The organism is Mumia sp. Pv4-285, from assembly GCF_041320275.1.
Classification (GTDB): domain Bacteria; phylum Actinomycetota; class Actinomycetes; order Propionibacteriales; family Nocardioidaceae; genus Mumia; species Mumia qirimensis.
In genome coordinates this window covers 505425-528461 of record NZ_CP162023.1, presented here as the reverse complement: position 1 = coordinate 528461, position 23037 = coordinate 505425, and the positions used below count along the sequence as shown (strand labels likewise).

Genomic DNA, 23037 nt, shown 5'->3' with positions numbered 1-23037 from the left:
GGCACGACCTGGCTCATGGCACCACGGTCTGCACCCCTAGGGCATCCGCAGCCCGCGCCATCCGCACGTCTCTGGTGACGAGCGGGATCGCCATCGACCGAGCGACGGCGACGTATGGCGCATCGTACGGGTTGAGGTTGTGCCGAAGCTCCCACGTCTGCCGCAGGACCCAAGGCTCCGGGCCGACGTACAGCACCTCAGCACCCCAGATCGCCGCCGCACAGAGGTCGGCGAGCTCCTCCGAGACCGCGCCGACAGCGCGGTATCGACGAATGGTGCGCAGAGCCTCGACAGGCCCGTGAGCGGGTGCGACCCAGTCAGGGTCCTGAGCGAGCACGTCACGACACGATTCACCGAGCGCGCTGTCGTCGGCGAGCGCGGGAACCCACACGCTCGCGTCCAGGACGATCACTCGTCCGTCTCGCCATTCGCTCGGTGGTCGCGTCCCTCTCGCACGATCTCCTCCGGGAGGAGGTCGGCGGGAAGTGTCACACGGCGACCAGCCGTGCTGTCGAGGAGCGCGAGGTTGCGAGCGATCCGTGCATCGCGGGAGACGAGGTCGAGCAGGTAGGCCTGCATCGACTGTCCGCGCTCCTCGGCACGCTGGGCGATCGCATCGCGGACAGTCTCGGGAACATCTCGGATCTGAAGCGCCACATTCATGCATGCATTCTACATGCGTACGCCCGCACGATCGAGGTGTTCACCGGCCGCCGTCGCATCGCCGAGCCGCGTGACCACCACACCGGCTGCGCGGCATCGCAGGCGGCCGTCGATGGAGTCGAGAAAGTAGTAGCCGTGGTAGGTGGCCAGACCGTTGTCGATGTCACCTGCAGCGTCGAGCGGTCGATCTTCGGCAAGGTCCGCGGCGCCGTTGAAGACGATCTCGTGAGCGTCAACGAAGGTCATGGCCCTGAGCCTCGCCTCGAGGTCACGCACAGCCACCACCAGCTCGTACGCGTCCGCGCCGGAGACGTCGAGCGCAACTGACACGAGCGAACACTCGTGGATCTCGACGCCGAGGCGACGCCAGGAGTCAGTGCTCCACGGCACGGTTGCGATCTCCCGCACCGGGATGTGCTGCGAACCGAGCGGCAGAAAGACAAGGGTTCAGAAGTACACCGCCGCGTGTGATCACCGCCACTGGATTCGTCGCAACGACCATCCGCCCCGTACTGTGGACGAAGGACGCACCCCGCGTCCGCGGTCGTCTGCTTGAGCGGCGCGCACATTGCGCCCTCCCCGTCCTCATTCGTGAGTGGATGCAATCACGGCCATCCCCACGATACGAAGGACACCTCTGTGCCCACCTTCGCCGATCTCGGCGTGCCCGCACCCCTTGTCGCCTCCCTCTCGGAGCGCGGCATCACCACCCCCTTCCCCATCCAGGCGGCGTCGCTGCCTGACAGCCTCGCCGGCCGTGACGTCCTCGGCCGCGGCCGTACGGGCTCCGGCAAGACCGTCGCGTTCAGCCTCCCGACGCTCGCCGTCCTCGCCGCGAGCCGCCGGACGCGTCGCCCGAAGCACCCGCGTGCCCTGATCCTCGTCCCGACGCGCGAGCTCGCGACGCAGGTCCTCGAGACCCTCGCGCCGCTCGCCCAGGCGATGCAGCTGCGCACGATGACGATCTTCGGTGGCGTCGGCCAGAACCCGCAGGTCACCAAGCTCCGCAACGGCGTCGACGTCGTCGTCGCCACGCCCGGCCGCCTCGAGGACCTCATCGGTCAGCGTCACTGCGACCTGAGCGACATCGAGGTCACCGTCCTGGACGAGGCCGACCACATGGCCGACCTCGGGTTCCTCCCCGGCGTGAAGCGGATCCTCGACCGCACCCCGCGCGACGCTCAGCGTCTCCTCTTCTCGGCGACGCTCGACAACGGCATCGACACGCTCGTCAAGCGCTACCTCCACAACCCCGTGACCCACTCGGTCGACGAGGCGACGTCGCACGTTCCCGACATGGAGCACCACGTGCTCTCGGTGAGCCACGACAACAAGCAGGCGCTGATCAGCGAGCTCGTCGGTGGTGAGGGCAAGACCCTCGCGTTCACCCGGACCAAGCACTCGGCCAAGAAGCTCGCGAAGAAGCTCACGTCGTCGGGCATCCCGGCCGTCGACCTGCACGGCAACCTGAGCCAGAACGCACGCCAGCGCAACCTGTCGGCCTTCTCCGACGGCACCGTGCGCGTGCTCGTCGCGACGGACATCGCAGCACGCGGCATCCACGTCGACGACATCTCGCTCGTCGTCCACGTCGATCCGCCGACCGAGCACAAGGCGTACCTGCACCGCTCGGGCCGTACAGCGCGGGCCGGCGCCTCCGGCGTCGTGATCACCATCGCGACCCCCGAGCAGCGACGCGACGTCCGCTCACTGATGCGCGCCGCCGCGATCAAGCCGACCGACCACGACGTGGCGCCGGGCGCCGAGATCGTGCACACCCTCGTCGGCCCGCAGGCCGAGCGCGTCTCGCCTCCCCCGGAGATCGCCGCAGCGGCGACCGGCGGGCAGGGCGGCCGCGGGCAGTCGGGCCGCGGCCAGGGCGGAGGCCGTGGCGGCGACGTGGCTCGTAGCGGCAACCGCTCGCGCAACCGGCGCCGTGGCAGCGGCTCGGGTGCCTCCGGGAGCCCGGGTCAGTCCGGCGGTGGCCAGTCGAGCGGCGGTCGTCGCTCCGGCGGCGGCAACGGTGGCGCCTCGCGCAACGGCGGCGGCTCGTCGTCGCGCACCGGCGGGGCTGCAGCCTTCTCGTCCCAGGCCGGCCGTCGCAGCCGCTGACGGAACCTTTTCGGCCCTCCACAGCCTGCTCACAGCAGGCACCCAGGGCGGCGCGGTCCACTGAGGTCATGGCATCCACGACCTCCCCCCAGGACACCACCGCCCGTCATCTCGACGACCGACGCCGCGCACGCACCAAAATGGTGCGGCGCGGCGTCGCCGGTCTCGCGGCAGCTGCGGTCCTCGGCGCAGTCGGCGTCGGCTACTCCTCGACGACGACCGCCGCGGCCCCGGTCACCCCTTCGACAGATGGGACGGCCGCCGTCGCCGACCCGATGCCGTACCTGCCCGACCACGGCTACGACGGCAACCCCTGGGGCGACCCGAGCACCGCCACGGACAGCACCGAGGCGACGGAGGCGACCGCGGCGCAGCAGGTCGGCCTCGCCTACATCTCGACGACGCTCGACTACGGGAGCGGCGAGGCGGCGGGGACCGGCATGGTCCTCACGTCCGACGGCGAGGTCCTGACCAACCACCACGTCGTGGAGGGCGCGACGGAGATCTCGGTCGAGATCGCGTCGACCGGCGAGACGTACGAGGCGCAGGTCGTCGGCTACGACGCAGCGACCGACGTCGCGCTGCTCCAGCTGAAGGACGCGTCCGGCCTGAGCACGGTCGCGACCGACTCCGACGAGGCGGTCGAGGTGGGTGACGACGTCGTCGGCGTCGGGAACGCCGGCGGTACGTCGCAGGCGAGCGCTGCCGCCGGGACCGTGACCGGGACCGGGCAGTCGATCACGGTCTCCGACGAGTCCGGCGGCTCGGAGTCCCTGGACGACCTGATCCAGGTCGACGCGGACATCGTCGCGGGTGACTCGGGCGGACCGCTGTACGACGACGACGGCGAGGTGGTGGGGATCAACACCGCCGCGTCGAGCGGCTCGGCCGACATCACCGGGTACGCCGTACCGATCGGCGCTGCCCTCCTGATCGCCGAGCAGATCGCGTCCGGCCAGGAGAGCGGCACCGTCGAGATCGGGGCGTCGGCCTTCCTCGGCGTCACGCTGGCGCCGACCGCGACCGGCAGCGCCACGATCTCCGGGACCGTCGACGGATCCGCGGCAGCAGAGGCCGGGCTCGTCGCTGGCGACACAGTCACGTCGCTGGACGGCACCTCGATCACCTCCTCGGAGGCACTGTCCGAGGCGATCGCGCACTACGACGCGGGCGACCGCGTCATGCTCGGGTGGGTCGACGCGTCGGGTCAGAGCCACACGGATGCGGTCACGCTCGGGGCGGGTCCGGTCGGCTGAGCCCGTCGGCGTCCGCCCGGTCGAGTCGGAGGCGTTCGGGTGTGTGGAGCCGCACCATCGTGCGTCTCACGTTCGAGGGTCGCCGGCCCTGCGTCGCGAGGGATACGAGCACCATCGTGGCGAGCGCGAGCGGCATCGACCACGCAGCCGGTCGGGAGAGCAGCTGGTCGACCCAACCGTCGTCCGTCCCTCGCACGATCGCCGCGATGACGGCACCGCCCGCACCGACCCCTCCGGCGACCATGCCGGCGATCGCGCCGGGTGCGGTCAGCCGCGGCCACCAGATCCCGAGCACGAGCAACGGGCAGAACGTGGACGCAGCGACGGCGAACGCGAACCCGACGGAGCTCGCCACCGCGATCCTTCCGGAGACGAGCGCGAGGCCGAGCGGTACGAGGATCCCGAGGAGCGCCCCGACCTGCAGTCCCGCGACCGGGCCGAGGACGCGCCGCGCCAGCGGGCCCTGCGCGAGCACTCCGGCGAGCGACATCGTCACACCGGACGACGTCGAGAGGAATGCGGCGAAGGCGCCCGCGGTCAGCAGCGCGCCCAGGACCTCGCCGAGCGTCCCGCCGATCATCCGCATCGGCAGCTCGAGCACCACGATGTCGGTCTCGCCGGTGTCGACGAGGTCTCCCGCGTAAATCCGGCCGATCACGCCGTACGCGGTGGGCATCAGGTAGAAGACGCCGAGCAGCGCGAGCACCAGCAGCGTGGTCCGGCGAGCGGCGCGCCCGTCGGGGTTCGTGTAGAAGCGGACGACCACGTGCGGGAGGCCCATCGTGCCGAGGAACGTCGCGACGATCAGCGAGTACGTCGCGTACAACGAGAGGCCGAGCCCGGTGTCTGCCGCGACCGGCGACAGCCACGACGCCGACGCGCCGGCGTCGCTCGGGGTCGGGCTGCCGTCGTCCACCCAGGCGTGCAGCAGGAAGACCAGCGGGACGAGCAGGGCCGTCAGCTTGAGCCAGTACTGGAACGCCTGCACGAAAGTGATGCTGCGCATGCCGCCAGAGACGACGTTGATGACCACGATCACCGCGACGAGCACCGAGCCCACCCAAGCCGGCGCCCCGATCACCGTGTGCAGCACCAGGCCCGCACCCTGGAACTGCGGCATCAGGTAGAGCCACCCGATCACCACGACCAGGACGGACGCGACCCCCCGGGCGGCGGTCGACTGGACGCGCATCTGCGTGAAGTCGGGCAGCGTGTAGGCGCCGGAGCGGCGCAGCGGAGCGGCGACGAACGCCAGCAGCACCAGGTAGCCCGCGGTCCAGCCCACCGGGAACCACACCATGTCGGCCCCGAAGGTCACGATCAGTCCGGCGATGCCGAGGTACGAGGCAGCCGAGAGGTACTCGCCGCCGATCGCCGACGAGTTCCACAGCGGGCCGACCGACCGCGACGCGACGAAGAAGTCCGACGTGGTCCGGCTGAACCGCAGCCCGAACAGGCCGATCCCCAGGGTTGCGAGCGCGACCGCAGCGACGGCGATGGCGGAGTACGTGGCGTTCACGGGCGGTGTCCTTGCCCGCGGCTCAGGGCCGCTCGACGAGGTCGCTGAAGGCGCGCTCGTTGCGCTCGGACGCGGCGACGAAGACCCACCCGATCACGAACAGGACGGGATAGACGGCCGCACCGAGCAGCCACCACGGCAGCGGGACCGGGCCCACCTGGACAGCATCGAGGTCGGTGAGCACGAACAGGATCGGCAGGCCCCCGACGAGGACCGCCACGACGAACGAGACGACGAGCGCGAGGCGCAGCTGCGAACGGACCAGCGAGCGCATGTAGACCTCGCCGATCTCGGTCTCCTCGTCGATCTCCTGCACGACCGTACGCCGCCGGTGCGGGCGCAGGGTGGTGTGCGGGCTGGTGACCCGGATCCGTGCCCGTGGAGGCGGCTGGTCGGAGTCGGCCACGTCAGCTGCCGACGGGGCGAGAGCGCTGCTGGACGAGGACGCGCAGGTCACGCGTGTGACGGCGAGCCACCTGGAGCTCGACGTACGGGGCGGCGCCGGCGTCGACGAGCACGGTGCACCGCCCGCCCAGCATCCGGACCTCCCGCACCCGGGCCGAGTCGACCAGCAGGCTCCGGTGGATGCGGACGAACCCGGCGTCGGACCAGTCGTGCTCGAGGGTCACCAGCGGCGTACGGAGCAGGTGGCTCTCGCCGGTGACGGTGTGGAGCCTGACGTAGTCGCCTTGGGCCTCGACGTACGCGACGCTGCTGCGCGGGACGAACCTCGTCACTCCGGCGAGCTCGACCGCCACCACCTCGTCCGCGTCCGAGGCACCGCGCGGGTCGGCGGGACGCGCGCCGATGACCCGGCGTACCGACTCCCGGAGGCGGTCCTCAGCGACCGGCTTCAGGACGTAGTCCACCGCGTCGAGGTCCCAGGCGTCGACGGCGTGGTCCTCGTGGGCGGTCACGAACACGACCTTGGGCTGGCTGCGGAACCTCGCGAGGACCCGGGCGACCTCGAGCCCGGAGAGCGCCGGCATCGCGATGTCGAGGAAGACGGCGTCGACCGCGGCGTCGTCGGCCTCGAGTGCCCGCAGCACGTCGGCTCCCGACGTCACCGCGGTCACGTTGTCGATCCGCTCGTCCCGGCCGAGCAGGTACACCAGCTCGTCGAGGACGGGCTGCTCGTCGTCGGCGACGAGTACGTTGAGGCCCATGGCGCCTGAGTCTAGGCGTCCCGTGTGGCCCCCGTCACGAGGCCGGACGCCTCATCGGGCGGCGCCCGGCGCATACTTCGGCACCCTGACCGTCACCTTCGTCCCAGCGCCGGGCGCGGTCTCGACCACGATGCCGTACGCGTTCCCATAGACGGTCCGCATGCGCTCGTCGACGTTGCCGAGCCCCACGGAGTCGGTCGCACCGTCGCCGGCGAGGATCCGGCGTACGCGGTCGGGGTCTTCGCCGACCCCGTCGTCCTCGACCGTGATCACCGCCTCCGTGCCCGCGTCGAGCGCGATCACGACGACCTTGCCGCCGCCGGCCTTGCGTTCGAGCCCGTGGCGGACGGCGTTCTCGACCAGCGGCTGGATCGACAGGAACGGCAGCGTCACCGCGAGCACCTCCGGCGCCACCTGCACGGTGACGTGGAGCCTGTCCCCGAACCGGGCCTTCTCCAGCACGAGGTAGCGCTCGATCGACTGGAGCTCGTCGGCGAGCGTCGTGAACTCGCCGTGCCGCCGGAACGAGTAGCGCGTGAAGTCGGCGAACTCGAGCAGCAGCTCACGGGCGCGCTCAGGGTCGGTCCGGACGAACGACGCGATCGCTCCGAGCGAGTTGTAGACGAAGTGCGGCGAGATCTGGGCACGCAGCGCCCGCAGCTCGGCCTCCATCAGCGCCGTACGGGACTTGTCCAGCTCGGCGAGCTCGAGCTGGCTCGACACCCAGCGCGCGACCTCCGTCGTCGCACGCGCCAGACCCGCCGACCGCGCCGCCGAGCGGACCACGACCGCACCGACGACGGCGTCCTCGACGGTGAGCGGCGCCACGATCGCGTGCGGGTAGTGCGCGTGCGGGGTGCTGAACGCCTGGGTCGTCCCCGCCGCGATCGCCTGCCGTGCCAGCTCCATCGCGTCCGAACGCCGATCGCGGGTCCCCTCGGTCGCGAGCACCCGCTCGGTGTCGGTCAGCGCGACCGACGACGCACCCAGGAGGGTCCGAAGGTGCTTGAGCGCTGCAGACGCGCTCTCCTCGGTCAGCCCTCGACGTAGCGCGGGTGCCGCCTGGGAGGCCGTGTGCAGGGTCTCGTACGTCGCGCGGTCCTCGGCGGACCCGAGAGCGCGACGGGACCACGGTGTCCTCATGGGAGGGAGTCTGGCACGGCAGGCTGCCGGCCGGAGTCAGCCGACGGGCTTCTCGAACCGGGCGAGCGTCTTGTACGGCGGAGGGAACTCACGCTCACCGAGCTCGGTGAAACCGAGGCCGACGTAGTAGGCACGCAAGGACGTGTTGGCCGCAGCGCAGTCGAGCCGGAGCGTCGTACGCCCGGCGTCCCGCACGCGGGACTCGACCCACTCCAGCATCACCCCGCCGAGCCCGCGCCCGCGGTGCGTCCGCCTGACCATCAGCCCGTGCACGTAGAGCGCGTCGCCGGTGCCCGGCGCCACGAGGTCGTCCCAGATGGTCGGGTCGTCCTCCAGCACCCGCACGGTCGCGCTGATGGCGCCGTCGTCGCGCAGCAGCCACCACTGCTGCTCCGCGATCTGATCGCGCACCTGGTCGGCGGTCACCTCGCCGGGCTTCCACTGGACGATGCCGGACGCGACCTGCCAGCGCGCAAGGTCGTCGCGCAGCGCCACGATCGCCTCCGCGTCCCGGGAGTACGCACGGGTCGGGAACACAGGGCGAGCCTAGTCCGCGACCGTACGCGTTGATCATGCAGGATCGGTGCTGACATGCGGCACTGATCCTGCACGGTCTTGGCTGTGGATGACGGAACGCACGCAACCGGGCGCGCGTAGCAGGCTGGCCCGGTGCAGCCGTGGGAGGAAGTGTGCGACCAGCAGTCCGGAGTGGTTGCGCGGCGGCAGCTGCTCGAACTCGGTCTGCAGCCGCACGACATCCGGCGAATGCTGAAGCGGCGTGAGCTGAGTCCGGTCCTCCCTGGCGTGTACGTCGACCACACGGGCAACCCGACGTGGTTGCAGCAGGCGTGGGGGGCGGTGCTGTATGCGTGGCCTGCAGCACTGGCGGGTGAGTCCGCCCTCCGCGCAGCCGAACGAGTACGCCTCGACTCCACGACGCCGCACGTCATCGAGGTCGCGATCGACAGGCGACGCAACGTGGTCGCGCAGCCGGGGCTGCGGGTCGCTCGGCGCAAGCGGCTCGACGCGATGGTGTCGTGGAACCGCTCGCCACCACGGCTGCGGTACGAGGAGGCGGTACTCGACGTGGCGACCTCCGGCGACGACGAGGTCGTCACCGTTGCCACACTCGCGCGGGCCTGCGCGAGCCGGCGAACCACCGCCGACCGCATCCTCGCAGCCATGCACCCTCGAACGCGTGTCCGGCGGCGCCGCTGGATCCAGGCTGTGCTCGCTGACATCGCCTCGGGCACGCACTCGGTACTCGAGCACGGATACCTGCGCCGAGTCGAACGCCCGCACGGTCTACCCGCCGCGCGCCGCCAGCTCAAGGCCGTCGGGAGCGGCGGGGCGGTGTATCGGGACGCGGATCTCGAGCTGGTGGTGATCGAGCTCGACGGGCGCATCTACCACGAGACCGCCGAGCAACGGGATGTCGACCTCGACCGCGACCTCGACGTCCTCGGCGAAGGGCGCCCCACCGCGAGGCTCGGATGGGGACAGGTCTTCCGCCGCCCGTGCCGTACGGCCGCGAAGCTCGCCGTCATCCTTCAGCAGCACGGGTGGATGGGGACGGCCCGGCGGTGCTCGTCACCCGACTGCCTGGTCGACGAGGGCAGTGCGTGATCGTGAGGGATCGGTGCTGGCATTCAGCACTGAACTTGCACGATCAGCGTTCAGGCACCCATCACGGCGGGGATCGTCGCAGTCCAGCGGTCGCGCAGCTCCGTCACCGGAACCGCGAGCTGCCCGTCGACGACGAGCGCGTCGCCCCCGGTCGTACCGATCCGTGTGATCGGCACCCCGTACGAAGCGGCGAGCGCCCTGAAGCCCTCGAGTTCGGACGCGGCGACCGTGACCATCGCGCGTGCGGCCGACTCCGAGAACAGCGCCTCGAAGGCATCGCCCTCGAACGCGACCGTGGCGCCGACGCCGTTGCGGATCGCCGCCTCGGCGAGCGCGATCGCGAGACCACCGTCGGAGAGGTCGTGCGCGGCGGTCGCCAAGCCCTGCTTCGCGACCTCCACCATCAGGTCGGCAAGGGCCTTCTCGGCGGCGAGGTCGACCTGCGGCGGGACTCCGCCGAGATGCTGGTGGACGACCTGCGACCACGCCGAACCGTCGAGCTCGTCCCGCGTCGTGCCCAGGACCAGAACGATGTCACCATCCGCGGCGAAGCCTTGCTTGATGCGCTTGGTGACGTCGTCGACGACGCCGAGCACCCCGACGACGGGCGTCGGAAGGATCGCCGTTTCACCGGTCTGGTTGTAGAACGACACGTTGCCGCCGGTGACGGGGATGCCGAGCACCTCGCACGCGTCCTTCAGTCCTGCCGTCGCACGCTCGAACTGCCACATGACCGCCGGGTCCTCGGGCGAGCCGAAGTTGAGGCAGTCGGTGACGGCGAGCGGCAGACCGCCCGACACCCCCACGTTGCGGTACGACTCGGCGAGCGCGAGCTGCGCGCCGGCGTACGGGTCGAGCTTCGCGAACCGCCCGTTGCAGTCGGTCGACACCGCGACGCCGAGGTTGGTCTCGTCGTCGATGCGGATCACGCCGGCGTCCTCCGGCTGCGCGAGCACCGTGTTGCCGCGGACGTAGCGGTCGTACTGGTCGGTGACCCACGACTTGTCGGCCTGGTTCGGGGACCCGAGCACGTCGAGGAGGGTCGACCGGAGCTCGTCGCCGCTCGCCGGCCGGGCCAACGAGGCCGTCGTGTCAGCTTGGAGCGCGTCCTGCCAGTCCGGTCGCGCGTACGGCCGCTCGTACGTCGGGCCGTCGTGGGCGACCGATCGCGGCGGCACGTCGACGACGGTCTCGCCGTGCCAGTCGATCACCAGCCGGCCGGTCTCGGTCACCTCTCCGACGACCGTGGCCTCCACGTCCCACTTGGCGCAGATCTCCATGAAGCGGTCGAGGTGCTGAGGCTCGACGACCGCCATCATGCGCTCCTGCGACTCGCTCATGAGGATCTCCTCGGGCGAGAGCGACGAGTCACGCAGCGGGACCGTGTCGAGCTCGACGTGCATGCCGCCGTCGCCCGCACTCGCGAGCTCGCTGGTCGCGCAGGACAGGCCGGCGCCACCGAGGTCCTGGATGCCGGCGACGACCTGGGCGTCGAACAGCTCCAACGTGCACTCGATGAGGAGCTTCTCCATGAACGGGTCGCCGACCTGCACGCTGGGACGCTTCGCCGGGCCGTCTGCGTCGAAGGTCTCCGACGCGAGGACCGAGACGCCGCCGATGCCGTCGCCACCGGTGCGCGCGCCGTACAGGACGACCTGGTTGCCCTCGCCGGACGCGTGGGCGGTGTGGAGCTGCTCGTGGCGCAGCACGCCGACGCAGAGCGCGTTGACGAGCGGGTTGCCGAGATAGGTCTCGTCGAAGACGACCTCGCCGCCGATGTTGGGCAGCCCGAGGCAGTTGCCGTAGCCGCCGACGCCCGCGACGATGCCCGGCATCACCCGCTTGGTGTCGGGGGCGTCGAGCGGGCCGAAGCGGAGCGGGTCCATCACCGCGACCGGGCGGGCGCCCATCGCGAGGATGTCGCGGACGATGCCGCCGACGCCGGTCGCGGCGCCCTGGTACGGCTCGACGTAGCTCGGGTGGTTGTGCGACTCGACCTTGAAGGTGACCGCATAGCCCTGGCCGACGTCGATCACGCCGGCGTTCTCGCCGATGCCGGCGAGCGTCTTGCCGAGCGGTGTCTCCTGCGGCAGCTCACCGAACTTCTTGAGGTGCACCTTGCTCGACTTGTAGGAGCAGTGCTCGCTCCACATCACGGAGTACATCGCGAGCTCGGCACCGGTCGGGCGGCGACCGAGGATCTCGCGGATGCGCGCGTACTCGTCGGGCTTCAGCCCCAGCTCGGCCCACGGCTGCTCGTGGTCCGGGGTCGAGCCGGCGTGCTCGACGGTGTCGAGGCGAGCCTTGGCACGGTGGGCTGGCTGGGCGGTGGCGGCAGGCGCGTCGGTCACGACACCAGGGTAGTCGGCACCCCCGAAGGCCCCCTACTCCAGCCACTCCGTGACGAAGGTCTCGCTCGCGTGGATGTGCGTGGCGCGGTATCCGCCGGGGAGGACGGAGAACTTGTGCGGAGTGTGGGCAGGGACGACGATCACCTGGCCGGCCCGACCGACCACCTCCTCGCCCGCCACGGTGAACAGCGCGCTCCCGGCGTGGATCACGAACGTCTCGGCGTACGGGTGCAGGTGGAGCCGCGGACCGCTGCCCGCGACGTCCGTGTCCTCCTGGATGATCGAGACCCCGGCGGCGTACGCCTCGCCCTCGACGTTGTCGGTGGTGGTGACTTCGATGACGTGCACAGGTGACCTCAACTCGCGTTCTCCCAGAGACCGATGACGTTGCCCTCCGGGTCGGTGAAGTAGGCGGCGAAGCCCATGTCGCCGACCGGCTCCTTCTTGCCGACGGCGGTCGCGCCGAGGGAACCCAGCCGGGCCAGGGTCTCGTCGATGCTGTCGACACCCACGGTCACGACCGGACCTCGGAACGGGTCGGACCGCTGGAACATGCCGCCGTTGATGTAGCCCGGTCCGCTGGGCGCCATGTCGTCGCCGACCGGACCGGTCTGGACCATGGTGTAGTCCATCTCGGGCAGCTCCTGGACCGCCCACCCGAACGCCTCGCGGTAGAACGCTCGCGCCCGGTCGGCGTCGTCGAACGGGATCTCGAAGTGGATGATGCTGTCGGCCATCTCGGCCTCCTCGTCTCGCTGGTCCCGAGAACTCCTTCGACGGTAGACCAGGACTCCGACTAGTTTCGATCCGTGGAGATCCGTGACCTCTCGCCCGATGACCTCGACGACGCGCTCGACGTCCGTTCCCGATCCTTCGGCCCCCTCTCCTCCGGAGACTCGGAGCAGTGGAAGGCGTTGGCGCGGCGCTCGATCGACGAGAAGCGCATGCTCGGGGCCTATGTGGGCGGCACCGTCGTCGCGTCCGCACGGATCAACCACTTCGGACAGTGGTGGGCCGGGCGCCGGGTGCCCATGGCCGGGATCGGCGGTGTCGTCGTCGCGCCTGAGCACCGCGGCAGCGGCGTCGGCTCGGCGTTGATGCACCGCGTCCTCGAGCGCTCTCGCGAGCTGGGGTTCGTCCTGTCCGCGCTTTACCCCGCGACGACGGCGCCGTACCGGTCGGTGGGGTACGAGATCGCCGGCACGCGTCGGGTCGTGGAGATCTCCACCGACGCGCTCCGGCGGCTGACCGGACCAGACGTGCCGCTCCGGCGCGCCGGGGCGGACGACGCGGCCGAGATCGCCCGCGCGATCGCCGCGACCTCGGCATCCGCGAGGGACAGCGGCCCCTTCGACTGGGAACCGGTCGAGATCGCGCGCGACCTCGAGGACGACGAGATCCTCACGTACCTCGCCGACGACGGCGTCGTCTCCTACTCGTTCGCCTCGGACCACTACGACGTGCAGACGATCACCGCCTCGTCGGCGTCGACGCTGCGAGCGCTGTGGCGGATCGTCGGCTCCGGGTCCTCCGTACGATCGACGGCGCGCGTCGCGCTGGGGCCGCACGACCCGGTGTGGTGGATGCTCCCCGACAACGAGATCACCACGCGGGAGACGCAGTGGTGGATGCTGCGCCTGATCGACGCGCCCGCGGCCATCGCTGCCCGCGGCTTCCCGCCGGGGCTCGAGGTCGATGCGGCTCTCACGCTGTCCGACCCGCTCGACGTCGCGGGGTCGGGGGCGTACTCGCTGACGGTGTCGGACGGCGTCGGGGAGCTCCGGCGGACCTCCAGCGCCGCAGGCGGCGTCACTCTCGGACCGCGCGGCGCGGCAGCGCTCTACTCCGGGACGCCCCTCGCGTCGTTGCGCAGGTCGGGACTCGCCGAGGGCGGCGACGCGGACACCGACGCACGCATCGACGCGGCGTTCGCGGCCACCGCGTTCATGACCGACTACTTCTGAGCGGCTACGCCGGCGGCTGCTCGGTCTTCCAGGCGCGGAAGCCCTCCTCGGTCTCACCGCGGCGCCAGTATCCGGAGAGCGAGAGCCGGTCCCGCGAGACGCCGCGCTCCTTGAGGAGATAGGAGCGGAGCTGCTTGAGCAGCCCCGACTCGCCGTGGACGAAAACGTGCGGCTCGCCGGGCAGCCAGTCGAGCGAGCGGATCGCGTCGGCGATCAGCGTCGTCGAACCGGCGTGCGCACCGTCGCGGTGGAGCCAGGTCATCGTGACGTCGGCCTCCGACACCACCGGCTGCTCGTCCTCAGGACCGTCGACCTCGACGAACGCGTGCACGCGCGCGCCGGCAGGCATGCTCTCGAGGGCGGCCAGCACGGCGGGCAGCGCGGCCTCGTCGCCCGCCAGCAGATGCCACGGTGCGGCCGGGTCGGGGGCGTAGGCGCCGCCCGGGCCGTTCACGTGGATCACGTCGCCGACCTTCGCGCGCTTGGCCCACGGGCCGGCGACCCCGGTGTCTCCGTGGACGACGAAGTCGATGGTGATGCGGCTGTGCACGTGGTCGATCGCCCGCAGCGTGTAGGTGCGGACCACGGGCTGTGCCTCGCGGGGGTAGGACTCACGCACGAAGTCGAGGTCGAGCGGGTCGGGGTAGTCGAATCCGTCGGCGAGGAACACCAGCTTCACGTAGGAGTCGGTGAACCCGCCGAACTTCCGGGCGAACTCGTCGAACTGGTGGCTGGAGAGCACGACGCGTTGCATGTGGCGCGTGAGCCGCTCGCTGGCCACGACCTCGAACTTGATCGGCGTGCGACGCGCCTTCGCCGTGGACGTCGGGGGCTGCGTCGTAGTGCTCATATCAGGCAACCCTAACTGAGCCGTCAAGGCAGGACGGAGGCACCGATCGGACCCGGGTTGAAGGCGACCTCCCAGGCGAAGCCGTCGGGATCGACGAAGTAGCCGCTGTAGCCGCCCCACTCGCGCTGCGAGCCCGGCGTCCGCACGGTGGCACCCGCCTCGGCCGCCTCGGAGAGCACCGCGTCGACCTCCTCGGGGCTCGCCACGTTGTGAGCGAGGGTCAACGGCGCGAAGCCGGCCCCCGAGCGGACAGGCCCGACCTCGGCCTCGAACGCGGCGCGGTCCCACAGGGACAGCACCAGGCGCTCACCGACGGCGATCATGAGCACCTCCCCCGGGGCGTACAGGCTCTCCTCCCAGCCGAGACCGTCCACGAAGAACGCCCGGCTGCGGGCGACGTCGTCGACGGCGAGCGTCACGAAGCTGATGCGTTGGTCCATGGCGCCCACCCTAGGCCCGCCCGGTGACGCGGGGACGGATCGCGATCAGGAGAACGTCAGCACCAGCAGCGCGCCGTTGAGCGCGATGACGACGCCCGCGATGGCCGCCGCGAGCGCGGTCGTGAGCGGCCGGTTCACGTCGTCGCCCATCACCGACCGCCGGGCGGTGAGCCAGAGCAGCGGCACGAGCGCGAACGGGATGCCGACCGACAGGACCACCTGCGACGCGACCAGCGCGCGGGACGGCTCGATCCCGAGGATGAGGACCACCAGGGCTGGGATCACGGTCACGACGCGGCGTACGAGGACAGGTACGCGAGCCCGCAGGAGTCCCTGCATGACCTCGGCCCCGGCGGCGCAGCCCACCGACGTCGACGCGAGCCCGGACCCGAGCAGGGCGACCGCGAAGAGCAGCGCCACGCCGGCGCCGAGCTCGGACACCATGAGAGCGTGCACACCGGCGAGCGTGTCGGTGCCCTCGAGCCCCGCGAGGCTCGAGGCAGCAGTCAGCAGCAGCGCGAGGTTCAGGGTGCCGGCGACCACGAGCGCGATGACGACGTCGACCCGCGTCGCCGCCAGCAGGTCGGCGATCGACCGGCGGACGCCGCGCTCACCGAGGCGTCCCGCGGTCAGCCCCGAGTGCAGGTAGATCACGTGCGGCATGACGGTCGCGCCGATGATCGCTGACGACAGCAGGACGCTCTCCGTCCCCGCGAACTGCGGGACGAGACCGTGCGCGACCGCGGCCGGGTCCGGTGGAGCCACGAACAGGCCTGCGGTGAAGCCGACGGCGATGAGCAGCAGGAAGCCGATCACCACCCGCTCGAGCACGGTCTGACCGAAGCGGTCCCCCACGCGCAGCACGACCATCGAGACCGCGACCGTGACGAGCGCCCCGGGGACGAGCGGGAGGTCGAAGAGCAGGTAGAGCGCCACCGCGCCACCGACGACCTCGGCGACGTCGGTCGCGATCGCCACCGCCTCTGCCTGCAGCCAGTAGGCGATCCGGGCCGGCTTGGGCAGCGTCGCACCCATGTGGGTGGCGAGCGACTGCCCGGTCACGATCCCGAGCTTGGCCGACAGGTACTGGACGACCACCGCCATCGCGTTCGCGAGCACGACCACCCAGACCAGGGTGTAGCCGAAGGTCGCGCCCGCCGTGACGTTCGTGGCGACGTTGCCGGGATCGACGTACGCGATGGCGGCGACGAACGCGGGTCCGAGCAGGCCGGCGCTGCGAGGCAGGCGGGGCGCACGGACGAACACGCCCACCAGCATGGACCATCGGGCGCCGGGCCGGGAACCCGCGTCAGCGCGCCGCTGCACCGGTCAGACGACCACGTACCAGGATCCCCCCGCCTCCACCAGCACGAAGACGGCGTTGACCATCGTGATCGGCGCGTCGGCGATCTGATGAGGTCGCACGGTGGCGCTGTTGCCCTCGATCTCGGCACCCCGGACCTCCACGTCGCGGTAGGCCTCGAGAACACGCGGCTCCAGGTCGTCGAGGTCGGCTCGGAGCTCGCGCCGGCACCGCCGCTGCGCCCCGTCCGTCCTGATCGGGAACCCGTCGGGCGCCGCGACGCTGCAGGCCGCGGCCACGTCACCCGTACCCAACGCCTTCAGCATCCGCTCGAGTGTCTCCGACGGCGACGTCCTCCAGCTCTGGGCGGCCGCGGACACCGGGCTCACCGGGAGACCGGACGATCCCGTGCTGGTGGTCAGCGACAGGAGTGCCGCGGCGAGACCGACGACGACCAGCGCGACCACGACGGGCAGAGTGCCTCGGCGTTGGCGCCCGGGCCCTGCGTGGGCGCTCATGTCCCCACCACGTACCACAGGCCGTCCAGCCGCACGAGCTCGAAGACCGACTGCTGGTACGACTGCGGAGCCCCCGCGACACGTGTCCCGGGGATCTCGACCGTCTCTCCGGAGGCGCGGACCGAGGCGACCTCGACACCGCGCAGCTGTCCGAGCGCGGAAGGGCTCATGCCCTCCGCGAAGACCCGCAACCTCTCGGCGCACTCTTCACCGGCGTCGGACTCCACGGGGACGCCGTCGACGGCGGTCATCTCGCAGGCCGCCGTGTAGTCGGCGCTCCCGATCGCCACCAGCATGCGTTCAAGGGTCTCCGCTGGGTCATCCGCCGGCCCCTTCCCCGCGCCCCCGACGAGACTGAGTGCAGCCACGGCCGATGCGGTGATCGACCACGTCACGAGCTTTGCGACCATCGAGCGAACCCCTGCTGCCGAGAGACATCGAGCCGGGGGTCTCTCGATCCTCACCCCAACGGGCGAGGTGCGCTACTCGAGCACGCAGCGGCGCTCAGCGGTCGACGACGAGCTCCGCGTACTCGGGGTGCTTGTCGATGTACGAGGCGACGTACGGGCAGGTCGGGACGACCTTCCAGCCCTTCGTACGGATGTCGTCGAGGGCCGCCTTGGCGACCACCCCGGAGAGCCCCCGACCGCCGAGCTCGGGGCGTACCTCGGTGTGCACGAGCTGGCGCACGCCAGGCCGCGGGTCGCGGTAGACGATGGTGCCGCCGAGGTCGCCGTCGACCATCAGGTCGTACCGCTGCTCGTCGGTGTTCTCGTGGACGTCGACCACGGACTCGGTCATGGGGGCTCCTTCGTACGAGGCTGGTGAGCCGCGACTACTTCACGAGGGCGCTGAGCACCGACGTGAAGAAGCCGAGACCATCGGTGCCGGGACCGCAGAGGTCCTCGACCGCGTGCTCGGGGTGCGGCATGAGGCCGACCACGTTGCCGCGCTCGTTGGTGATGCCCGCGATGTCGCGCAGCGAGCCGTTGGGGTTGTCGTCGAGGTAGCGGGCGACCACGCGGCCCTCGCCCTCCAGGAGGTCGAGGGTGAACTCGTCGGCGACGAAGCCGCCCTCGCCGTTCTTGAGCGGGACGACGATCTCGTCGCCGGCCTGGTAGTCGCTCGTCCAGGCGGTCGCCGCGTTGTCGATGCGCAGCCGCTGGTCGCGGCACACGAACTTGCGGTGGTCGTTGCGGATCAGCGCACCGGGCAGCAGGTGGGACTCGCAGAGGATCTGGAACCCGTTGCAGATGCCGAGGACGGGCATGCCGCCGTGCGCTGCGGCGACGACCTCGGTCATCACCGGAGCGAAGCGCGCGATCGCGCCGCAGCGGAGGTAGTCGCCGTACGAGAAGCCGCCCGGCAGGACGACGGCGTCGACGGAGCGGAGGTCGTGGTCACCGTGCCAGAGCGCCACCGGCTCGGCGCCGGCGAGGCGCACCGCGCGCTGGGCGTCGACATCGTCGAGCGAGCCCGGGAAGGTGACGACGCCGACCTTCACGCTGCGCCGCCCTCGACGCCGACCGACTCCTCGATGCGGACCGCGTAGTCCTCGATCACGGGGTTGGAGAGGAGGGTCTCGGCGATGTTGCGGATCTCGGCGAGCCGCTCCTCGGTGATCTCGCCCTCGACCTGGAGCTCGAACCGCTTGCCCTGGCGGACGTCGGCCACCCCGCCGAAGCCGAGGCGGTCGAGAGCGCCGTGCACGGCCTTGCCCTGGGGGTCGAGGATCTCCGGCTTGGGCATGACGTCGACGACGACACGAGCCACGATGGCACTCCTTGGGAGGCGGGACGGGATTCCGGCGGAAAGTCTACCTGCCGCCGGAATCCCGACCGTACGTCCTACAGCTCGCGCTTGAGGATCTTGCCGGTGCTCGTCATGGGGAGCGCGTCACGGAACTCGACGACGCGCGGGTACTTGTACGCCGCCATCTGCTCCTTGGCCCACGCGACCAGCTCTTCCTCGGTGGTCTCGTCACCGGCGTTCTTGATGACGACGGCCTTGACCTCCTCGCCGTGGCTGTCGTGGGGCACACCGATGACTGCGACCAGCGAGACCGCCGGGTGCGTCATCAGGACCTCTTCGAGCTCGCGCGGGTACACGTTGAAGCCGCCGCGGATGATCATGTCCTTGGCGCGGTCGACGATGTAGTAGTAGCCGTCCTCGTCCTTGCGCCCGAGGTCGCCCGAACGGAACCAGCCGTCCTTGATGACCTCGGCGGTCGCCTCCGGGCGGTTGTAGTAGCCCTTCATGATGTTCGGGCCCTTGATCGCGATCTCACCGATCTCGCCCAGCTCGGTGACCTCGTTCCACTCCGGGTCGATGAGCTTCATCTCGACGTCCGGGATCGGCGTACCGATCGAGCCCGGACGAGGCTCAGCGCCGCGCGGCGCGAAGCTCGCCACCGGCGACGTCTCCGAGAGGCCGTAGCCCTCGCGGATGTCGACGCCGAAGCGGGCCTTGAACTCGCGGATGATCTCGACCGGCAGCGACGACCCGCCCGCTGCGGCGACGCGCAGGTTGTCCGCGATCTGGTGCGCGTCGACGCCGCTGCTCTCGAGGGCGCCGAGCAGGCCCCAGTACATCGTCGGCACGCCGGCGAAGTAGGTGACCTTCTCGTTCACGAGGAGCTGGAGCGCCGCGTCGGCCTCGAACCGCGGCAGCATGACGACGGTGCCGGCGAAGGCGAACGCGCCGTTCTGGATCACCGTCTGCCCGAAGGAGTGGAACAGCGGCAGCACGCACAGGTACGTGTCGGGGTGCTCGGCGTCCGCACCGAAGAGACGGTCGCCGACGAGCGCGTTGCTGAGCATGTTCGAGTGCGTCAGCTCGGCGCCCTTCGGCTGACCCGTCGTCCCGCTGGTGTAGAGGATCACGGCCGTGTCGGAGTCGTCGGTCTGGACCGTCTCGTGCGTCGGCGGCTGGTTGCTCACTGCGGCCGCGAAGGTCTCGGCACCCTCGATAGGCGACGGCGCGGTCGGGTCGGCGGTGATGAGGAAGTAGTGCTCGCAGCCGTCGGTGGCGTTGAAGCCATCCCACGTCTCCTGGCCGATCGGCAGGTCCGGAGTGCCCTGGAACGCGAAGAGCGCGCGGGCGTCGGAGTCGTCGAGGTGGTAGGCGACCTCGCGGCCCTTGAGCAGGATGTTGAGCGGGACGACGGTCGCACCCGCCTTGAGGATGCCGTAGTAGACGACCGAGAAGTACGGGATGTTCGGGCAGGCGAGAGCAACCTTGTCGCCGTGGCCGATCCCGCGGGACGCGAGGAGGTTCGCGACCTGGTTCGCAGCAGCGTCGACCTGGGGATAGGTCAGCCGCTTGTCACCGAAGACGATGGCGGTCCGCTCGGGGTACTTCGCCGCAGAGTTCTCGAGAAGGGAGGCCAGGTTGCTCACCGCAGTGCTCCTGTCAGGGTTTCCGGTCACGGGGATCACGTACGGCGCGGGAGCAGGGCTACCGGCGAGTACGGTCCCCCAAGAGTGACACGGCACACGTGACGCGCATCGCACAGGGGTGAAATTCCTGTCGGCCCGGGGCCGCAGGGGGTGCAAGCGAGTCCGGCAGCGGCTAGAAGCGCTCGCCGGTGAGTGTCTCGTACGCCTCGAGGTAGCGCGCCCGCGTCTTCTCGACGATGTCGTCGGGCAGGCGGGGAGGCGGCGTGTCCGACGCGCGGTCCCAGCCCGACTCCGGCGAGGTCAGCCAGTTGCGGACGAACTGCTTGTCGTACGACGGCTGCGCGTGACCGGGCTCCCACTGGTCGGCCGGCCAGAACCGCGACGAGTCCGGAGTCAGCAGCTCGTCGGCCAGCAGCAGGGTGCCGTCCGGGCGCACGCCGATCTCGATCTTGGTGTCGGCGACGATGATGCCCTTCTCGCGGGCGATCGCCTCTCCGCGTGCGTACACGGCGAGCGTCAGGTCGCGCAGCCTCGAGGCCAGCGCGTCGCCGACCTGCTCAGCCACCTGGGCGTACGAGATGGGCTCGTCGTGACCGCCGTACGCGGCCTTGGTGCTCGGAGTGAAGATCGGCTCGGGCAGCCGCGAGCCGTCGGTCAGGCCGTCGGGGAGCGCGATGCCCGAGACGACGCCCGTGTCCCGGTAGTCGATCAGACCCGACCCGGTCAGGTAGCCGCGCGCGATGCACTCGACCTGGATCATCTCGAGCCGCTCGACCTCGATGCCACGCCCTGCGACGACGTCGGGGACGTCGGTCGAGACGACGTGGTGGGGAGCGACGTCGCTCAGCTGGTCGAACCACCACAGCGACATGCGGGTGAGGATCTCGCCCTTGTCGGGGATCGGCGGGTCGAGCGCGTGGTCGTACGCGGAGATCCGGTCGCTGGCGACCATGAGGAGGTTGCCGTTCGGCAGGTCGTACAGGTCACGGACCTTGCCGGAGTAGACGTGGGTGGCTCCGGGGACGACGTACGGGGCGGTCACCTGGTCAGCCTAGACGCCGCCGCCGGCCGGTGGAGGAGCGAGTGGACCCACGCTTGGTCGTAGCCTCCTCCCATGGAGATCGACCGTGCCCCGCAGCGGGTGACCGCGCTGCCGAGCTGGTTGCTGGCCCAGGCCGCGGCCGCCACGGGTCGCGTCGTCACCGACGCGCTCCGCGGAGTCGGCGCTCACCGGAGCCACTACTCGGTCCTCGCCGCGCTCGACGAGCGCGGACCGCTCAGCCAGGCGGCGCTCAGTGACACCGTCGGGCTCGACCGCGGCGACATGGTCAGGCTCCTCGACACGCTGGAGGCAGACGGGCTGGTGCTGCGCGAGCCCGACCCCGACGACCGGAGGCGCAACCGCATCGCAGCGACGCGCGCCGGACGCGATCGGCTCGAGGCCCTCGACACGGTGATCGCCGACGCGCAGGCGGACGCGACCACGACGCTCTCCGCGGCCGAGCGCGACGATCTCGTACGCCTCCTGCGCGCGCTCCTCGGCGCCTGAGGCTCAGGCGTCGACGACGGCGTAGAGCGCGCGCAGGTAGCCCGCACCGCGGTGCGAGCCGAGGAGCCCGTTGCCCATCCGGTTCATCGCGTAGGTCGCGGTCATGCGACGGTCGAGGTCGTTGACCACGTACGAGCCGCCCCAGCCACCCCAGTGGCAGATGCGACCCTCGGGCAGGTACGGCTGGGTGGCCGGGTCGACCAGGGCGTAGCCGATGCCCCACCGCAGCGGCGCCCCCAGCACGAGGTCGGGACCCGCGACCTGCTCGTCGAAGATCAGGTCGATCGTCTCGGGGCTGAGCAGCTTGTGCCCGTCGACGACGCCGTCGTGCGTGATCGCGGACTGGATCCGCGCGAGCGACCGTGCGTTGCCGTGCCCGTTGGCGCCGCCGATCTCGGCCGCGCGCCACTCGTCGGTCAGCGCCATGCTCGCGTGCAGGGCCGGCCCGCCGAGCGTCCGCATCGCGAGCGGGCCCGGCTGGACGCCCGGCGGCATCTCGACGCCGGTCGGCGCGATGATCGGGCTCACCCGGTCGTACGCCTCGCGCCGCAGCCCGATCGTGAAGTCGGCGCCGAGCGGCCCGGCGATCTCCGACGCGACGAACTCGGTCAGCGTCGACCCGGTGACGCGGCGCACGACCTCGCCGACGAGGTGCCCGTAGTTGATCGCGTGGTAGCCCGACGCCGTGCCCGGCTCCCACCACGGCGCCTGCGCGGCGAACCGTGCGACCGCGGCCTGCGCGTCGTACAGGTCCTCGACGGTGCAGGGCTGGTCCATGCCGGCGACACCGGAGGTGTGGGCGAGGAGGTGGCGCACCTCGACGTCGGCCTTGCCGTTCGCGGCGAACTCCGGCCAGTACTCTGCGACCTTCTCGTGGACGTCGATCAGCCCGCGGTCGTGCAGGACCAGTGCCGCGAGGGCGGTCACCGTCTTGGTGCACGACCACACGTGCGTGATCGTGTCCTCGGCCCACGGGGTCGTCCGTGCGACGTCCACGTGCCCGCCCCAGACGTCGACGACGGTGCTGCCGTCCTGGACGACAGCCAGCGATGCCCCGACCTCGTCCCCCGCGTCGATGCGTCGGGCGAGCTCGTCGACCAGCGGCTGGAAGCGGTCGTCGTAGGTGCCGTGGATCTCGGCCATCGGACTCCTCAGGAGATTCGGACTAAGCGTCCGCTC

27 protein-coding genes are annotated in these 23037 nt (G+C 70.9%); 5 read left to right on the top strand and 22 right to left on the bottom strand.

What is annotated here, in order from left to right; all coding sequences use genetic code 11:
- Positions 1-13: 13 nt before the first annotated feature.
- From AB3M34_RS02510 to AB3M34_RS02500, 3 genes are read right to left on the bottom strand one after another with little or no spacing between them, the layout of a single operon-like run.
- Positions 14-412 carry a type II toxin-antitoxin system VapC family toxin gene (locus AB3M34_RS02510; RefSeq protein ID WP_370617507.1) on the bottom strand — a complete coding sequence of 133 codons (399 nt, stop codon included), beginning with the start codon at positions 410-412 and terminating at the stop codon, positions 14-16.
- Positions 409-663: a FitA-like ribbon-helix-helix domain-containing protein gene (locus tag AB3M34_RS02505; RefSeq protein WP_370617506.1), complete on the bottom strand. Its 255-nt coding sequence runs from the start codon at positions 661-663 to the stop codon at positions 409-411. Before AB3M34_RS02505 ends, AB3M34_RS02510 begins: the two co-directional genes overlap by 4 nt.
- Positions 664-672: 9 nt before the next feature.
- Positions 673-1071: a hypothetical protein gene (locus tag AB3M34_RS02500; protein WP_370617505.1), complete on the bottom strand. Its 399-nt coding sequence runs from the start codon at positions 1069-1071 to the stop codon at positions 673-675.
- A 231-nt stretch (positions 1072-1302) separates the two neighbouring features.
- On the opposite strand from AB3M34_RS02500, the gene AB3M34_RS02495 reads away from it, so the two are divergent.
- Together AB3M34_RS02495 and AB3M34_RS02490 are read left to right on the top strand one after the other, a co-directional pair.
- The gene (locus AB3M34_RS02495) at positions 1303-2775 is read left to right on the top strand and encodes a DEAD/DEAH box helicase (RefSeq protein ID WP_370617504.1); all 1473 of its coding nucleotides are present in this window, start codon (positions 1303-1305) and stop codon (positions 2773-2775) included.
- 68 nt (positions 2776-2843) lie between these two features.
- A complete protein-coding gene (locus tag AB3M34_RS02490) occupies positions 2844-4031 on the top strand; it encodes a S1C family serine protease (protein ID WP_370617503.1) in 1188 nt (395 codons plus the stop codon).
- On the opposite strand, the gene AB3M34_RS02485 is transcribed toward AB3M34_RS02490, so the two are convergent.
- The 5 genes from AB3M34_RS02485 to AB3M34_RS02465 are packed head-to-tail and all read right to left on the bottom strand — an operon-like array spanning position 4003 to position 8396.
- Positions 4003-5550 carry a cation acetate symporter gene (locus AB3M34_RS02485; protein ID WP_370617502.1) on the bottom strand — a complete coding sequence of 516 codons (1548 nt, stop codon included), beginning with the start codon at positions 5548-5550 and terminating at the stop codon, positions 4003-4005. The two genes, AB3M34_RS02490 and AB3M34_RS02485, sit on opposite strands and share 29 nt — an antisense overlap.
- 22 nt (positions 5551-5572) lie before the next feature.
- Positions 5573-5956 carry a hypothetical protein gene (locus tag AB3M34_RS02480; RefSeq protein ID WP_370617501.1) on the bottom strand — a complete coding sequence of 128 codons (384 nt, stop codon included), beginning with the start codon at positions 5954-5956 and terminating at the stop codon, positions 5573-5575.
- 1 nt (position 5957) lies between these two features.
- On the bottom strand, positions 5958-6716 hold the full coding sequence (locus AB3M34_RS02475) for a LytR/AlgR family response regulator transcription factor (protein ID WP_370617500.1): 759 nt from the start codon (positions 6714-6716) through the stop codon (positions 5958-5960).
- A 51-nt stretch (positions 6717-6767) separates the two neighbouring features.
- Positions 6768-7859 (bottom strand): sensor histidine kinase, encoded by a 1092-nt coding sequence (locus AB3M34_RS02470; protein ID WP_370617499.1) that lies wholly within the window; start codon positions 7857-7859, stop codon positions 6768-6770.
- Between the two features lie 36 nt (positions 7860-7895).
- On the bottom strand, positions 7896-8396 hold the full coding sequence (locus AB3M34_RS02465; RefSeq protein WP_370617498.1) for a GNAT family N-acetyltransferase: 501 nt from the start codon (positions 8394-8396) through the stop codon (positions 7896-7898).
- A gap of 132 nt (positions 8397-8528) precedes the next feature.
- Between AB3M34_RS02465 and AB3M34_RS02460 the strand changes: the two genes are divergently transcribed.
- Positions 8529-9485, top strand: coding sequence for a hypothetical protein (locus AB3M34_RS02460; protein ID WP_370617497.1), 957 nt, complete (start codon positions 8529-8531; stop codon positions 9483-9485).
- Positions 9486-9535: 50 nt separating this feature from the next.
- Here the strand turns inward: AB3M34_RS02460 and purL are convergent, their stop codons facing one another.
- From purL to AB3M34_RS02445, 3 genes are read right to left on the bottom strand one after another with little or no spacing between them, the layout of a single operon-like run.
- On the bottom strand, positions 9536-11836 hold the full coding sequence (gene purL, locus AB3M34_RS02455) for a phosphoribosylformylglycinamidine synthase subunit PurL (RefSeq protein ID WP_370617496.1): 2301 nt from the start codon (positions 11834-11836) through the stop codon (positions 9536-9538).
- A gap of 33 nt (positions 11837-11869) precedes the next feature.
- Positions 11870-12184, bottom strand: a complete 315-nt coding sequence (locus tag AB3M34_RS02450) for a cupin domain-containing protein (protein ID WP_370617495.1) — start codon at positions 12182-12184, stop codon at positions 11870-11872.
- A gap of 8 nt (positions 12185-12192) precedes the next feature.
- Positions 12193-12573 carry a VOC family protein gene (locus tag AB3M34_RS02445; RefSeq protein WP_370617494.1) on the bottom strand — a complete coding sequence of 127 codons (381 nt, stop codon included), beginning with the start codon at positions 12571-12573 and terminating at the stop codon, positions 12193-12195.
- A 72-nt stretch (positions 12574-12645) separates the two neighbouring features.
- Between AB3M34_RS02445 and AB3M34_RS02440 the strand changes: the two genes are divergently transcribed.
- Positions 12646-13800 carry a GNAT family N-acetyltransferase gene (locus AB3M34_RS02440; RefSeq protein WP_370617493.1) on the top strand — a complete coding sequence of 385 codons (1155 nt, stop codon included), beginning with the start codon at positions 12646-12648 and terminating at the stop codon, positions 13798-13800.
- 4 nt (positions 13801-13804) lie between these two features.
- Here AB3M34_RS02440 and AB3M34_RS02435 read toward each other — a convergent pair whose 3' ends face one another.
- The 10 genes from AB3M34_RS02435 to AB3M34_RS02390 form a co-directional block, all read right to left on the bottom strand.
- Complete coding sequence (locus AB3M34_RS02435; protein ID WP_370617492.1) at positions 13805-14650, bottom strand: siderophore-interacting protein; 846 nt, start codon at positions 14648-14650, stop codon at positions 13805-13807.
- Between the two features lie 23 nt (positions 14651-14673).
- A complete protein-coding gene (locus AB3M34_RS02430) occupies positions 14674-15090 on the bottom strand; it encodes a VOC family protein (protein WP_370617491.1) in 417 nt (138 codons plus the stop codon).
- 45 nt (positions 15091-15135) lie between these two features.
- Positions 15136-16356 (bottom strand): Nramp family divalent metal transporter, encoded by a 1221-nt coding sequence (locus AB3M34_RS02425; RefSeq protein ID WP_370617490.1) that lies wholly within the window; start codon positions 16354-16356, stop codon positions 15136-15138.
- 63 nt (positions 16357-16419) lie between these two features.
- Positions 16420-16911, bottom strand: coding sequence for a hypothetical protein (locus AB3M34_RS02420; RefSeq protein ID WP_370617489.1), 492 nt, complete (start codon positions 16909-16911; stop codon positions 16420-16422).
- The gene (locus AB3M34_RS02415; RefSeq protein WP_370617488.1) at positions 16908-17207 is read right to left on the bottom strand and encodes a hypothetical protein; all 300 of its coding nucleotides are present in this window, start codon (positions 17205-17207) and stop codon (positions 16908-16910) included. The genes AB3M34_RS02420 and AB3M34_RS02415 overlap by 4 nt, the downstream gene beginning before the upstream one ends.
- 208 nt (positions 17208-17415) lie before the next feature.
- Positions 17416-17712 (bottom strand): GNAT family N-acetyltransferase, encoded by a 297-nt coding sequence (locus AB3M34_RS02410; protein ID WP_370617487.1) that lies wholly within the window; start codon positions 17710-17712, stop codon positions 17416-17418.
- Positions 17713-17746: 34 nt separating this feature from the next.
- Complete coding sequence (purQ, locus tag AB3M34_RS02405) at positions 17747-18415, bottom strand: phosphoribosylformylglycinamidine synthase subunit PurQ (RefSeq protein WP_370617486.1); 669 nt, start codon at positions 18413-18415, stop codon at positions 17747-17749.
- On the bottom strand, positions 18412-18684 hold the full coding sequence (gene purS / locus AB3M34_RS02400; protein WP_370617485.1) for a phosphoribosylformylglycinamidine synthase subunit PurS: 273 nt from the start codon (positions 18682-18684) through the stop codon (positions 18412-18414). Before purS ends, purQ begins: the two co-directional genes overlap by 4 nt.
- 74 nt (positions 18685-18758) lie before the next feature.
- A complete protein-coding gene (locus AB3M34_RS02395) occupies positions 18759-20309 on the bottom strand; it encodes a long-chain-fatty-acid--CoA ligase (RefSeq protein WP_370617484.1) in 1551 nt (516 codons plus the stop codon).
- Between the two features lie 172 nt (positions 20310-20481).
- Positions 20482-21351, bottom strand: a complete 870-nt coding sequence (locus tag AB3M34_RS02390) for a phosphoribosylaminoimidazolesuccinocarboxamide synthase (RefSeq protein WP_370617483.1) — start codon at positions 21349-21351, stop codon at positions 20482-20484.
- A gap of 72 nt (positions 21352-21423) precedes the next feature.
- Between AB3M34_RS02390 and AB3M34_RS02385 the strand changes: the two genes are divergently transcribed.
- Positions 21424-21858: a MarR family winged helix-turn-helix transcriptional regulator gene (locus tag AB3M34_RS02385; RefSeq protein ID WP_370617482.1), complete on the top strand. Its 435-nt coding sequence runs from the start codon at positions 21424-21426 to the stop codon at positions 21856-21858.
- A 3-nt stretch (positions 21859-21861) separates the two neighbouring features.
- Here AB3M34_RS02385 and AB3M34_RS02380 read toward each other — a convergent pair whose 3' ends face one another.
- A complete protein-coding gene (locus AB3M34_RS02380) occupies positions 21862-23001 on the bottom strand; it encodes a serine hydrolase domain-containing protein (RefSeq protein WP_370617481.1) in 1140 nt (379 codons plus the stop codon).
- Positions 23002-23037 lie beyond the last annotated feature (36 nt).